This is a genomic window from Rossellomorea sp. NPDC077527 (assembly GCF_044542955.1).
GTDB lineage: Bacteria > Bacillota > Bacilli > Bacillales > Bacillaceae_B > Rossellomorea > Rossellomorea aquimaris_E.
The window spans coordinates 579,330-593,169 of sequence record NZ_JBITVL010000002.1 but is presented as its reverse complement, the minus strand read 5'-3'; the positions used below and the strand labels follow the sequence as shown (position 1 = coordinate 593,169).

General features: G+C 37.0%; 19 protein-coding genes. 16 read left to right on the top strand and 3 right to left on the bottom strand.

Annotated features, from left to right (window positions below; translation table 11 throughout):
- Positions 1-79 precede the first annotated feature (79 nt).
- From ACIGG7_RS08245 to vanY, 12 genes are all read left to right on the top strand, one after another.
- Complete coding sequence (locus tag ACIGG7_RS08245; RefSeq protein ID WP_397549401.1) at positions 80-910, top strand: AAC(3) family N-acetyltransferase; 831 nt, start codon at positions 80-82, stop codon at positions 908-910.
- A gap of 96 nt (positions 911-1,006) precedes the next feature.
- A complete protein-coding gene (locus ACIGG7_RS08240) occupies positions 1,007-1,351 on the top strand; it encodes a cell division protein FtsK (RefSeq protein ID WP_397549400.1) in 345 nt (114 codons plus the stop codon).
- Between the two features lie 15 nt (positions 1,352-1,366).
- Positions 1,367-1,576 carry a DUF3951 domain-containing protein gene (locus ACIGG7_RS08235; RefSeq protein ID WP_397549399.1) on the top strand — a complete coding sequence of 70 codons (210 nt, stop codon included), beginning with the start codon at positions 1,367-1,369 and terminating at the stop codon, positions 1,574-1,576.
- A 27-nt stretch (positions 1,577-1,603) separates the two neighbouring features.
- Positions 1,604-1,975, top strand: a complete 372-nt coding sequence (locus ACIGG7_RS08230) for a VOC family protein (protein WP_397549677.1) — start codon at positions 1,604-1,606, stop codon at positions 1,973-1,975.
- A 474-nt stretch (positions 1,976-2,449) separates the two neighbouring features.
- Positions 2,450-2,950 (top strand): AAA family ATPase, encoded by a 501-nt coding sequence (locus ACIGG7_RS08225; RefSeq protein WP_397549398.1) that lies wholly within the window; start codon positions 2,450-2,452, stop codon positions 2,948-2,950.
- A gap of 153 nt (positions 2,951-3,103) precedes the next feature.
- On the top strand, positions 3,104-3,307 hold the full coding sequence (locus ACIGG7_RS08220) for a hypothetical protein (protein WP_224939795.1): 204 nt from the start codon (positions 3,104-3,106) through the stop codon (positions 3,305-3,307).
- A 147-nt stretch (positions 3,308-3,454) separates the two neighbouring features.
- A complete protein-coding gene (locus tag ACIGG7_RS08215) occupies positions 3,455-3,967 on the top strand; it encodes a DinB family protein (protein WP_397549676.1) in 513 nt (170 codons plus the stop codon).
- Positions 3,968-4,032: 65 nt separating this feature from the next.
- Positions 4,033-4,320, top strand: coding sequence for a TIGR04104 family putative zinc finger protein (locus tag ACIGG7_RS08210; protein ID WP_397549397.1), 288 nt, complete (start codon positions 4,033-4,035; stop codon positions 4,318-4,320).
- A gap of 92 nt (positions 4,321-4,412) precedes the next feature.
- Complete coding sequence (locus tag ACIGG7_RS08205; RefSeq protein ID WP_397549396.1) at positions 4,413-4,760, top strand: hypothetical protein; 348 nt, start codon at positions 4,413-4,415, stop codon at positions 4,758-4,760.
- A gap of 277 nt (positions 4,761-5,037) precedes the next feature.
- Positions 5,038-5,739 carry a response regulator transcription factor gene (locus tag ACIGG7_RS08200; protein ID WP_397549395.1) on the top strand — a complete coding sequence of 234 codons (702 nt, stop codon included), beginning with the start codon at positions 5,038-5,040 and terminating at the stop codon, positions 5,737-5,739.
- On the top strand, positions 5,732-6,829 hold the full coding sequence (locus tag ACIGG7_RS08195; protein WP_397549394.1) for a sensor histidine kinase: 1,098 nt from the start codon (positions 5,732-5,734) through the stop codon (positions 6,827-6,829). The genes ACIGG7_RS08200 and ACIGG7_RS08195 overlap by 8 nt, the downstream gene beginning before the upstream one ends.
- Before the next feature lie 103 nt (positions 6,830-6,932).
- Entirely contained in the window at positions 6,933-7,787 is an 855-nt protein-coding gene (vanY, locus tag ACIGG7_RS08190) for a VanY-A/VanY-F/VanY-M family D-Ala-D-Ala carboxypeptidase (protein ID WP_397549393.1), read from the top strand.
- A 442-nt stretch (positions 7,788-8,229) separates the two neighbouring features.
- On the opposite strand, the gene ACIGG7_RS08185 is transcribed toward vanY, so the two are convergent.
- Entirely contained in the window at positions 8,230-9,759 is a 1,530-nt protein-coding gene (locus ACIGG7_RS08185) for a glycine betaine uptake BCCT transporter (protein ID WP_397549675.1), read from the bottom strand.
- A 308-nt stretch (positions 9,760-10,067) separates the two neighbouring features.
- Between ACIGG7_RS08185 and ACIGG7_RS08180 the strand changes: the two genes are divergently transcribed.
- From ACIGG7_RS08180 to ACIGG7_RS08165, 4 genes are all read left to right on the top strand, one after another.
- Positions 10,068-10,388, top strand: coding sequence for a DUF4181 domain-containing protein (locus ACIGG7_RS08180; RefSeq protein ID WP_397549674.1), 321 nt, complete (start codon positions 10,068-10,070; stop codon positions 10,386-10,388).
- Positions 10,389-10,559: 171 nt separating this feature from the next.
- Positions 10,560-11,336 (top strand): GNAT family N-acetyltransferase, encoded by a 777-nt coding sequence (locus ACIGG7_RS08175; RefSeq protein WP_397549392.1) that lies wholly within the window; start codon positions 10,560-10,562, stop codon positions 11,334-11,336.
- A complete protein-coding gene (locus ACIGG7_RS08170) occupies positions 11,323-11,739 on the top strand; it encodes a hypothetical protein (RefSeq protein ID WP_397549391.1) in 417 nt (138 codons plus the stop codon). Before ACIGG7_RS08175 ends, ACIGG7_RS08170 begins: the two co-directional genes overlap by 14 nt.
- Before the next feature lie 248 nt (positions 11,740-11,987).
- On the top strand, positions 11,988-12,350 hold the full coding sequence (locus ACIGG7_RS08165) for a hypothetical protein (RefSeq protein WP_397549390.1): 363 nt from the start codon (positions 11,988-11,990) through the stop codon (positions 12,348-12,350).
- Between the two features lie 65 nt (positions 12,351-12,415).
- Here the strand turns inward: ACIGG7_RS08165 and ACIGG7_RS08160 are convergent, their stop codons facing one another.
- Positions 12,416-13,333: a class I SAM-dependent methyltransferase gene (locus ACIGG7_RS08160; RefSeq protein WP_397549389.1), complete on the bottom strand. Its 918-nt coding sequence runs from the start codon at positions 13,331-13,333 to the stop codon at positions 12,416-12,418.
- Between the two features lie 167 nt (positions 13,334-13,500).
- A complete protein-coding gene (locus tag ACIGG7_RS08155; RefSeq protein ID WP_397549388.1) occupies positions 13,501-13,671 on the bottom strand; it encodes a hypothetical protein in 171 nt (56 codons plus the stop codon).
- Positions 13,672-13,840: the final 169 nt, after the last annotated feature.

Genomic DNA, 13,840 nt, shown 5'->3' with positions numbered 1-13,840 from the left:
GATAGAACTTCTCGAGGTAACGGAAGAGCTGTCAACTATAAAGTAAAACATTTTGATAAACAAGTTTGGAGGAGAAATAATGAAGAAAGCAATAGAGAGAGTTGATTTTCCAAATACCAAAAACTCTATTATGGGTGACCTCAGAAAAATGGGGGTTAAAGAGGGAATGACCGTAATCGTTCATTCTTCATTATCTTCGATTGGATGGGTGAATGGAGGAGAAGTAGCAGTTATTCAAGCCTTGATGGAGGTTATAACAGAAGAAGGTACTATCATCATGCCAACTCAATCAGCCTTACTTTCAGATCCTTCAGAGTGGGAGATGCCTCCCGTTCCTAGAGAATGGTGGCAGCCTATTCGAGATACAATGCCTGCTTTTCATCCTTCCTATACACCTACTTATGCGATGGGGAAAATCTCTGAAGCATTTCGGAACTTTCCCGGTGTTATAAGAAGCAATCATCCAGAGGTTTCGTTTGCTGCCTGGGGAAAGGATAAAGAAATCATCATTAGAGAACATAGCCTGGAATTTGGTTTAGGTGAACAATCACCTCTGGCTACATTATATAAAATGAATGGTTTAGTTCTTCTATTAGGCGTTGGGTACGACAGTAACACCTCATTCCACCTTGCAGAATATAGAATTCCATATCGCAAAATCGTAAGTAAAGGAAACCCGATTTTGATAGATGATGAACGAGTTTGGAAAACCTATCAAGAAATAGAAACAAGAGAAGAGCTTTTTGAAGAGATAGGTAGAGAATTCGAGAGTAAATATGAAGTATCAGTAAATCATATTGGACTTGCAGAAAGTCGATTATTTTCATTAAAGCAAGGCGTTGATTTTGCTGGAAAATGGCTAAAAGCACATGATGAAAAAATCGTGTTAAAAGAGAACTCTGGGCACTAACCTAGAAGTGGCATCCGGAAGTGCCGATCAACACGATGAAGCGGTTTTCTATTATTCCATAAAGCTCCCAAAATACTGCACAAAGGAAGGAAGTAAATGGGTGTATTTAAAAAGGTTGTCACTTTCTTAAATCGTTTTAAGCAAGTGTTTTACTCCTATGACGATGAAGGTTTTTCGGCTGCTGAGAAAGAATACATTGATAATATCAAGAATGCCAATCCCTATGGAATCTTTGTATTGATCTTTGGTGGAATTTCATTCGCCTTTGGACCGCAATATGTTATTTTCCCTGTCATCACGTTGACAGTAGCAATACTAACCATCTGGACATTTGATAAAGAAAAAGAAGACAACCCTTGGACGTTTTTCCTGGGGACGGTTCTATCTCTCACGGGATTGTATATGCATATTGTGGGAGCGATTCACGTTCTCATTCTATAAGGGAGGGAAGGTTAGATGGAGATCATCAATCGCATACAAGAGGTATTGTCTCTTGGACTAGCTTTTATTGTTTATCTTGCCATTCCGGCGTTTATTATCATTAGAGCCATCAGAAAGAAGAAACTCCCCAATAATCATTACACACCTTTAGACGATATCCTGGACGGTAAAGTGAGAGACCCTGAGGAAGAAAATGAGAGCGCTGATAACAAAAGGATGGACTAAGAGATGACCAAAGAAGGAGAGAAGAAATTGAGTACATCATTCATTGAACAAGTACACTATATTAGAATTCCTGTTAAAAATGTAGAAAAATCTGCACAATGGTACCGAGATGTATTGGGACTCCAGTTACTCAACATGACGGAGGAACTCGCCACGATCAAAGTAAACGAAGGACCGTTTTTACTGATCCTCATCCCGACTGAAGATGAAACCTTTGCCCATTTTACTGTGAATCAACAACAAGAATTCAGTATTGGCTTTACAAGCCCCGAGTTGGCTAAATTTCATCAACACTTAATGGATTACCAAGTGAAGGTTGATGAGATTAAAGAAGATCACGGTCATGCCTTTTTCCACTTTTATGATCCAGATGGCAATAAACTGCAAGCCCACTGGTAATAGTTCATACCGCAAGCTGATTTCCGTTTGTCACCGGAAATCGGCTTTTGTAATGAAATTTCAAAAATATGGTTGACTATTTAGTTGAACTATCATGAAAGACTTTGGAGTGGAGAATGTGTTAATTTAGAAAGTGTTTATCTTTGAAACTCCATTTGTCCTATTGAAGTTGTTTCCTGTATTTATGGTTGTTTTTTTGGCGGGAAGTTATTCTAAAGCATTTCGTAAGTATTCAATATTAAAAGAAAAATAGTGCGTGGAGTACTTATTGATTCAAAGAAGATATAGGAGTACGCAACTATCGCAACTGGGAGCATTAAAATATCTCGAGTAATGTACTTAGTGTAAATGGGGCTTATCCAGAACAGGATAAGCTTCTTTTTTATCTAAAGTTTTTCTTGAGTAAGCTACTCGATTTTGAAATAATTGGTATTGAATCAAAGACAGATAAGTTGATGAATGGAGGGTCTAACCATGGGCGTTAGAAATTATCTAATCGAAGGAGTTTCCTGCACTGGTAAAACAACGGTCTGCAACGAATTGCAAAGGCGCGGTTATCTTGCCATTCATGGTGACCGTGAATTGGCTTATCAAGGCGATCCGGAAACTGGTACACGTACATATACTGCCTCGCACGAGAACCACATTTGGCATGTAGATAAAGTAAAAACTTTAGTAGATAACCAGGATGAGCCGGTAACATTTTTCTGCGGTGGTTCTAGGAACTTTTCGAAATTCATAGATCTGTTTGATGGTGTGTTCGTCCTCGAGGTTGACATGGAAACATTAAATCGACGACTTGACGAGCGACCAGAAAATGAGTTTGGTGGAAAGAAAACAGAACGGGAACTAATTGCTCGTTTGCACCAAACGAAAGAAGACATTCCGAAGAACGGAATCATAATCGACGCAGCTGCGCCGATCGAGCATGTTGTAGATGCGATCCTTCGTCAATGTAAAGTAAGTAAACGCTAATGAGGTTCACTTGGGTTCGCTCGCAACATCATCTTATTGCTTTATATAAAAATGCAAAGAGTCAGAAGAACACTAATATAACGAATTGTACTATGAATCAGGCTACGGTCAGTCTTCAATTCTTACAATAAATATAGGGAGGGGGAGTTACGCATGTTACTAGCATCAGCACAATCAACAGCAACATTTAACACAGGTGATATTATTTTTCAGTTACTATCACTTTTATTTCTTTTAACTATTCCAGTGGGGATTATAATCTTCATAGTTGTTCTTAGAAGAAGAAATAGCAGGCTAAAACGTGTTGAAGAAAAACTGGATAAGCTTATATCAGATAAGGAGAATGGTAGAGTATAATCGTCTGTAATCCTGATCAATAACTGAAAATCAGCTAATCGATCAGGCTATTGCTCTTCATCAATTATTGAAGAGTATCAAGGAGTAATGGACCTGGGCATACTTTCAAATCCTGATTTGAATATTGACAAAGTGGGTGCTTTTTCATTGGAATATAAGGTTACAGAATTACAGGGTTTTACGTATCAAATTGGCCATTTAGTTTCGCAGATGGATTACGTTAGAAAGACAACAATAGACGCTGTTAAAGGATTAACTATAGAAGAGTTAGATTTCTTGCCAAGCGATGATTCTAATAGCATAGGAGCATTGTTATTACATATTGCAGCAATAGAAAAAGGATTTCAAATTGAGATTTTTGATGGCAGAAAGCCGAATCAACAAGAGATTGCTCAATGGGGAGATCCATATAGTCTTGGTGATAAAGGGAGAAAAAATATCAAAGGAAACTCTTTGGATTTTTACATCACTAAATTGAAAGATGTACGGCAAAAAACGCTAGAAGAATTTGCGAAGCAAAATGATACATGGTTGTATGAAAACAGATTATGGGATAACCATCAATCGAATCATTATTTTATTTGGTTCCACGTCTTTGAAGATGAAATTAACCATAGAGGTCAAATAAGACTTATTAAAAAAATGTTGTCAAAGGGTTAGTAAGTTGAAAGGATCTCTAGTAGAAGTAATATATAGAGTCTGATTAACAATCGAGGTGTTTTACTTTGCAGAAATGTGATAAATGTAATACTCAATTTAGCTGGAGTGAAATCTTTAAATCATATATATGGATATACACCCCAATTGAGTGTAGGAATTGTGGAACGGTACATAAAATTACCCCTTTAGGAAGGATAACTTTCGTTTGTTGCACAATTGTACCCGCGCTTGTTTTCTTTCATTTCATATCCCCTTTTGAAAATTTCGCTCTTAATTTTGGAATTCAATTAATCATACTTTTGGTTGGATCGTTGTTTACCCCTTATGTTGTTAAATATAAGGGTATACTTTAAGAATTCTCCCTTTATCAAGGGAGGCGCTTTTTTGAATTGGAATATAGAATAGTTTATTACTTAAGGCAGTGGAGGAGAGTGTATTTAATTTTATGAAACAAACAACAATCAATTTTTCTCTCATATTTTTGGGAGTATGTGTGTTAGCTGGAGCTTGGATGGTTTCTAATGCACTGAATCATAACGGTAACCAAAAAGCAGTTGGGCCAGTTGATCAGGTTACGGTGATTACACCTCAAGAACATCAGTTATTAAGTTATCTAGAATTAAAAGAATATCTGGGCATTAGTGACGAGCAATTAGGAAAGATTTTACCCAAAAATGATGGTGATATTACTACCAGTGAAATCCCCTATATAAAAATTGGATATGAGACCTACTTTCCTGTAAAGGCAATAGATAAGTGGTTAACCGAAACCGAAGCTCAAACATTTCAGTAATCTTCATTATATGGGGGACGTAAGAGAATAATAAGCTCAAAAAAACCAGAGCCGATTGGCCTGGTTTTTCACTGTTACTCATAGTGTAGTTTCATGTAACTTAGAATTACAGAAAAATTATCTTGTGATTGTCAAAGACTACACCTAAACTAAAGAACAGTTAGTAGAAGAGTGGTGTTGACGTTTTCTACAACAAAGAGAATATATTTTTAGTCTAGGAATGGAAAGAATAGAAAGTAAACAGGGATCTAGCTGATTGTGAATTAGGAGTGGGAAGATGAGATCTATTTCAATACTAGTTGCAGATGATGAAGAGGAAATTGCTACTCTGATTTCGATTCATTTAGAAAAAGAAGGGTATCAAGTTCGTACCGTTTCGGATGGGGAAGAGGCTGTTCGTGCTGTAGAGTCGCAGGTGTTTGATTTGCTGATTTTGGACATTATGATGCCGAAGATGGATGGGTATGAAGTCACTCGTCGTATTCGCGAACATCATAATATGCCGATCATTTTTTTGAGTGCGAAAACATCTGATTTTGATAAAGTACAAGGACTTGTCATCGGAGCAGATGATTATATGATCAAGCCTTTTGCACCGATCGAATTGGTTGCGCGGGTAAATGCCCAGCTCCGCCGTTTTATGAAGCTTAATCAACCTAAAACGGAATCCATTCCTAAAACGTCCGTAGAATATGGCGGAATGGTCATTTCTCCTGAAGAACGGACCGTCACACTATATGGAAAATGCATTGAATTAACACCTAAGGAATTTGATATATTATATTTACTGGCCAGTCATCCTAAGAAAGTTTTCAATGTGGAGAATATCTTCCAACAGGTGTGGGGGGAAGCCTACCTTGAAGGTGGTAATACCGTTATGGTTCATATACGGACGCTCCGGAAAAAGCTTGAAGAAGATAAACATAAAACGAAGTGGATCAAGACAGTATGGGGAGTAGGGTATACATTTAATGGGTAACATGATGCGCAGCTTTCGTTCCAAGATGGTGTTGTTATTCGGTTTAAGTATGATCTTGTCTGGTTCGATCACATATATCATCTTTAAGTTACTTCAATATTATTATCATACTAATGTTCATTACGGTGAACCATTGGCCGAGTTTCGTACATTCATGAATAAAATCGGAGACATTAATTTCTTTTTACTACTATTTATTCCACTATCCATACTGTTCTTCTTTCTCCTTACGAAGCGCTATTCTACTTATTTTAGAGAGATATCAAACGGGATTCATTACCTTGCTCGCGGTGACTTTAAACACCAGGTACATATCCAGTCGAATGATGAGTTTAGAGATATCGCACTGGACATTAATTTGGCAAGTGAAAAATTGGAAGAAGCCATCCAACGGGGAGATTTCTCAGAAAGCAGTAAGGATCAATTGGTCGTAAATTTGGCACATGATTTGCGAACTCCTCTTACCTCTGTTTTAGGATATTTGGATTTGATCCTTAAGGATGAGAGCTTGTCGAAAGAACAAGTCAGGCATTTTTTAACGATTGCCTTCACTAAATCTCAACGTTTAGAAAGGCTAATTGATGAATTGTTTGAAATCACCCGAATGAATTACGGCATGCTTTCCATTGAAAAGAAGAGATTAGATTTGACTGAATTGCTTCATCAATTAACGGAAGAATTGTATCCAGTATTTGAAAAAAATCATGTGGATACCCGTTTGAATTGTGAACCTCATTTACCTATTGTGGGTGATGGAGATTTAATCGCACGTGTGTTTGAGAACCTTATGACGAATGCAATTCGCTATGGATATGAAGGGCAATATGTGGATATTAACGGTTTTATTGAGGCAGAGGAAGTGGTTATTCAAGTTGTGAATTATGGAGATAGCATTCCTCCTGATGAACTCCCGCATCTTTTTGATATGTTCTATACCGGAGACAGGGCACGAACTCATCAAGAAGATAGTACAGGTCTTGGCTTATTCATTGCGAAGAATATTGTGGAGCAGCATGATGGGTCCATAACTGCCGAAAGCAGCGTCATACAGACCGTTTTTGAAGTTCGGTTACCAAAGGAAAATGAATAAAACATAGTTGATTTAAGAAAAATTTTATATTTACCCCACACTTTTTTTAAATAGTTTTCCTTATTCTTTTTAGCATAGAAGAAAAAGAGGAGGAAACAGTTAGATGAAAAAGTGGGGGTTTTTATTTTGTTTATTATCGTGCGCGTATCTAACGTTCAGTACTACAATTCTGGAACCGAAAGTAGAAATACAGAAAGTTGATGAAGAGGATAAATCGACTGCTAAAAAAATCCACAAAAAAGAGATTACAGAAAAACAAATTCATCAAGGAAACCTACTTTTGGTCAACCAAGAATACCCAGTCGAACAAGAGAGTATTAAATCAGATATTATCAATTTATTTTCTCATAGTGAATTAACACGAGGGTATGGGTTGATGGATAGTAACATTTATCTGTCAAAGGATATTGCCATTGAATTTTCAAATATGATCGCTGCAGCAAAAAAAGAAGGAGTTCGACATTTCTCCATCACGAGTGGGTTTCGAGACTTTGAAGAGCAAAGTGTGCTTTATCAAGAAATCGGTTCTGACTATGCCTTACCGGCAGGGTTTAGCGAACATAACCTGGGGTTATCGCTTGATGTAGGATCCACGCAAATGAAAATGGCCGTAGCACTCGAAGGAAAATGGATAGAAAAAAATGCTTGGAAATACGGATTCGTCTTACGCTATCCAAAGGATAAAAAAGATATAACAGGAATTGAATATGAGCCCTGGCATATCCGCTATGTCGGTTTGCCACATAGTGCGATTATGAAGGAAAAGGATTTTGTTCTAGAAGAATATTTAGATTACTTAAAGGATGAAAAGCACATTTCTGTTAAGATGAATGGGGAAAATTACAGTATTACTTATTATCCCATCTCGGGGAGCAGGACGATCTCTATACTGAATAATAGCCAATTTGAGATTTCAGGAAACAATATGGATGGAGTCATTGTGACGGTGTATGAGTGATAAGTGATAAAAAGGGCGTTTCGATGCGCCCTTTTTTGGAGTATACTATGTCTTTTTATTCGGATGATGGGTCTTCTTTTTAGTAGATTCATTCATGTATACTTGAAAAACACTACACATACAATCAGATATAATAGAGCATATATCATTCTGAATTTAATTTTTTTAGAATAAAATACAGATATGTATACTATTGTTAAAACGATATAAATGAATAAATATATTTTCCAACATACACTCACCGCCAATTTTATTTACTTTACTTTATATGTTTTTGCTTTTATGTTTTCATTTGCATGAGTCTGGAAGACATATATTGTACCATGTGAAAAACACCACGACATAAAAAACGCCATTAAATAAACCTTAAATATTCATCCAATTCGAATAGACTGTACTCAACACAAAAAGACCTGCCCCTTATCCGGGACAGGTCTTTTCCTTAGCCTATCTTTTGATTCGATTTATCCTTCTTATTCGTTTTCCAATGATTCATTTGGATGTCATATTCTCTTCCAAGCTCCTTCACCAATCCGTAGCACATGACTAGCACGACGAATGTAAGGGGAAGTGCACTTACAATGATGGCTGTCTGGAGACCGGTTAGACCGCCGGATGCCATTAGAACAAGTGTAGATGCAACGAGGATAATTCCCCATACAACTTTCACGCGGTTAGGAGGGTTCATTTGCCCACCTGTTGTCAGCATGCCAAGAACAAACGTCGCCGAGTCGGCTGATGTGACGAAGAAGGTCGTGATAAGAGCCACAGTCAATACCGATAGAATCGCACCGAACGGAAGATGTTGATACGTAAAGAATAAAGCTGTTTCCAGGCTTTGTCCTGAAACATCCAAGCCTTTCACCATCTCGAGGTGGATACCTGTTCCGCCGAATACTGTGAACCATAAGGCACAGACCAGGGATGGTACCAATAAGACGGCGATTGTGAACTCACGGATGGTACGTCCTTTAGAAACACGTGCAATGAACATTCCCACAAATGGAGTCCAGGAAATCCACCAAGCCCAATAGAATACCGTCCAGCCTTGGGTCCAAGCTGCTTCATCCGCATTGAAAGGAGACAAGCGCAAGCCCATTTGAAGGACATTGGTTAAATAGCTACCCATAGTGGTGGTGAACATATTCATCAAGAATAGTGTTGGACCAAGTATGAGCATAACAATAAATAATAAGACCGCTAACGACATATTGATATTACTTAATAACTTGATTCCTTTTGAAATGCCTGTAGTTGCTGAAACAATGAAAAGTACAGTGATGATCATCATGATAATGAACTGGACAAAAAAGTTGTTCGGAATGCCTATAAGATATGTCAGTCCAGCATTGATCTGTTGTGATCCCAATCCTAATGATGCCGCAACGCCAAATAATGTCGCAAATACGGCAACAACATCAATGGTCTTACCGATTGGGCCTTTCACCCTTTCACCAATTACAGGATGTAAAGTCGCACTCATTAATCCAGGAGCTCCCCTGTTAAACTTCTGATAGGCCAGTGCCAATGCGACAATCGCATAAATTGCCCAGGCATGCAGTCCCCAATGAAGCCAGGTATATCGCATTCCCATAATTCCTGATTGTGCCGTACTGCCTTCACCTACAGGTGGTGAGGAAAAATGAGAAATGGGTTCAGAGACACCGTAAAATAACAAACCGATTCCCATTCCGGCCGAAAACAGCATGGCAAACCAAGTTGGTCGGCTGAATTCAGGTTCTGAGTCTTGTTTTCCTAATTTGATTTTTCCATATTTACTGAAAATCATAAACGTGGCGAATAAGAGGAAGAAGGTGGCGACCAGCTGATAAAACCAGCCAAATTTCTCAAGTACAAATCCTTTTGCTACATCCATTGCAGATCCCAATTGTTCAGGTATTAATACCCCTACCAGAACAAAAACGATTGCAATTCCTACTGAGATCCTAAAAACGGACCTATCCATTTGCATCAATCCTTTACTACTTTAATAGATAACACTATGTAACGAGTACATCTTTTCATTAAAACATAAAGTGAGAACATAGAAAAAAGCCACAGTTTTTCATATTTCGTCAAATTTCGCGGTTTTCAACGTAGAGGCGAGCTCATCCATGTTAGGGGTACAATTGCTGAGATATGGTTGTGAATGCTTCCTTATGCTCCTTCTTGAACACATAACAGTACCTTCCTTCCGTTAGGGATTTGTGAAAATTCTTCTTGAGTGGGTTCTTGGAATTTGAAATAATTGGTATAAGGTTATAAGGTGGGGGTGTTTTGGTGAAATATATTTTCATAGCAATCGTTGTTTTTGTTTTGATATCCATCGTTAAATTTCTATTAAGAAAGATTTTTAAAGTAAAAAAAGTGAAGAGAAACTTCTTTTCCTATAATCATATAAATGAATCTCATCGTAAAGTGGATAAATGGATGAGACGCTTCAATGCACTGACTCTAATGATTTTATCCATTTTGGTGATAAACGATAAAAGCATGATCTACTTATATTTAATTGGGATTAGTATGTTATTGGCACTGGACTATGCTGTTAGAGCATTCTTTGAATGGAAATTTAGTGAATATCCCAAACAAGCTTTTTAAACAATAGCTGAAATGACCTTGATGTTATCCGCCATCTTAGCTGTGTTTCAATTTTGGATTACGTAGTTCTTACCATTCAACATTCTTTCAGTATGTATGAAAGTGCATTTTTTATTGAAACTGACTTAAAGGGGACAGAAAAAGTTATTACGTTTTCGTCAAGGAGGAGTTATGGAAGTATTAGAGAATAATGAGTTTCAAAAAGTGTTAACGATTTTGGATAACTGTGAAACTTGTCCTACTTTTGCTTATGCTGTTATTGAAAATATTATTGAAGGCACTGTTCGGGCTGATCGTGCGGATTGCCCAGCCACGGTTCTAATCGGTACGAATTCCGGAATATATTTTATCGTAGGAAATGAACAAAATAGTGCGTTCAATCGTTCCTTTAGGGATTTTCATCAGCAAAATAAAGGATCCAGGTTTACTTTGTTTTCAGCAACAAAAGAATGGGACGAAGTAATATGTAGTCTTTTCGAAAATGAAATCACTCAATTGAGTAGGTATGCGTATTTGTTTAATAAGGAAAAATTCTCAACTGAAGTAAAAGAATTTTCAGCGGACTATATTGTGAAGGAAACCGATAACGATATGATCTTACGAAGTCCTGAATTTAATCAAGACTACTATATTCTATATTGGGGATCCGTATCTAATTTTCTTACCAATGGCATGGGATTTTCTGCATTATATAAAGGCAGAGTTGTAAGTGAATGTACCTCGATTTTTCATAGCAAATCGATTGTTGAGATTGACATTGCGACACAACAGGACTTTATAGGCAAAGGTTTAGCCTTCAACTTAGGAAAGCTATTTATTGATGAATGTTTAGAAAAGGGGCTAACACCTCATTGGGATTGTGACGTTGAGAACGTATCATCCATTAAGTTAGCAGCGAAATTAGGATTTGATCATCCTATTAGGTATTCGCTATTTGTTAGAAAATAAGAAAGAGGTGGCTAACATTCTTAACCTGAAGAAAAAGCTTTTATATATTCTTGCCTTCTTTTTATTTTTGATTTTCCTATCAGGATGTCAGCAGGAAACGTATTACTATAAAGGAGAAGGAGATTATTGGGAAGGAAGTTATACCAGCAATCAAACTTCAGACAGGGAGAATGGGGAGTTTGTGTTTGGGTACAAAGGAGAAGGTGAAGGAGATGTAGGAGAAATCGTCTATGAAATTACCTCGAACACTGGTGATCATGATGGTAACAGGTATGTTTACGGTAGAACGTTTACTACCACAACGGCTTGTTCAGGATGTGCCAAACCAAATGAAGATGATGAATTCAAAGTAGTCATTAAATGGGGTGGCAAAAAAGATGAATTTACTCTTAAGAGAAATTGACATATAGAAAACCCACCTCATTTAAAGAGAGGTGGGTTTCCTTATGATTCTGAGGTCAATTTCAAGAATGCTAACAGATTACCATATTTCACTCTAGGTCACAAGAGATTTTCGAAACTTTTAATTATATTGATACGTAAATACAGTAAACTACACATTATATCATGGGAATGAGGATGCAGATGTATTATGGGCTATTAGCAATAGGTGGCTTGTTATTTTGTATAAGTGTGTTTTGGTTGATCTTTATGTTCAAAGAAAAAGAATTTACCTTCCTGAATATATGGAAAGCTTCTCTTTCATTATTACTAAGCGGACTACTGCTAGTAGTAACTCTCCCTAGTTTAAAATATATGATCAATAAGGATTACGATGTTGTAAAAGGGAGTTGCACTATCGAAATCGATTCATCTGGCCGATCCAGTGAAGCGGTATTTCACATGCAGCATTCGTCCGATATTTATGATTTTGTAGATATCCCTGACTTGGATTCCTATGGAAGGGCCGTTCCATACTATTGTGAGCTTACGGTTACAAAGGATCATGCGTTTGAAATAGGCTATAAAATTTATGATTCTCAATCAAGGGAACTTATTCAAGAAAGTAAGTAGGTTTACTTTTGAACTTGGAAAACCGCTCAATCATTCTAAGCATTGAGCGGCATGTCATCAAGTCATTATTTCTTTACAGCATGTATATAATGGATCGTTTCGAATGCAGTCAAATAATCCGACCGGTTGCTAAAGAAACGCTCATTGATTGCCCTTGGGGATACATGTTCATAAATGAGTAAACCTGCTTTTTCTAATACATTCTCAATTTCTTCATAAGAGAAACATGATTTCATCGTTTCTCCACCTACTGATGCCATTTTGATCATATTTTTTACTCGATTAGACTTTCCTTTTTCATCAAAGAGATTTTCGTCTGGATAATCAAATACGATGGAGCTTCCAGATGGTAGTTTGGCAAATAGATCATGGAATAAGCTTGAAATTTCTTCTTTCGTTAAATAATAGGAAACACCCAAAAGGCTACAGAATGTTTTTTGATTAGGATCAAATCCCGCATCGATGAGGCTTTGAATGGAAAACCGCTTCGTGAAGTCCATCGGAACAAAATGAAGGTTTCTTGGGATTTGGAAATGCTTCTCCGCTAATCTTCTTTTTTTGAATTCCTGTGTAGCGGGGTGGTCGATTTCAAATATTTCTAATCTATTTTCGAATTCTGGATGTCTAAAGCAAAATGTATCTAACCCCGCTCCGAGAATCATAAACTGCTTTACTCCTAATGTCACTTCATTGCGTATCACGTCTTCACAGAATGCAGCACGAGCTAAGGGTGTTGGAGAAAGTTGCACCTGATTAATCCATTTTAAAATTTCATCTGGTTGATCTTGAAACCTTTGACCAATCTCTTGGTTGAAAAACGATATACCTTGGATCATATTTGTTCTGATCCCTGAATACTCTTCGTGGGAAATGAGATCTTTTGCAAGAAAATCATCGAAAATCTTTGGAGTATCATATTGACTATGATAGGCCCGAGCGAATGCAGATACTAAGGAAGTGACACTGGACTCATTTTGCTTCATTCCATTAACCCCCATATAAAAATAAGATTCCCCTGGCCAGGAGAATCTCATTGTACATAATTTTTGTAAAATTGTAAATTATAGCATAAATTAAATATTTTGTCAATTATTTCGTTCTTGTTTGCTTATGTTGAAATGGCGTATAGGAATGGTCTTTAGGATTTCTTTTAATGCTTTTCTTCCTCTTGCTGCTCTTTATGTTGTAACTTTAACTTTTCCAGCTCTATTTTATTTTCTTCCAGCTCTAATTTCTTCTTTTTTAAGTCATAACGGAGTACAAAATATAAAAAAATAAAAGTCAAACCAACAATGACTGAAATAAATAAAAACAGGTCCAAACGTATCTCCCCCTTAGTTATAAGATTAACAGAATGATTCTAATCTTCGTTCATTAAATATACTAATAAGTATATATATTATGTTCATTTCTTATTGCATGACCCGATTTTACACCTCCGATAACCTTCCATGTATCTGTTAAATATTGCTATAATTGAAGGGTGATTA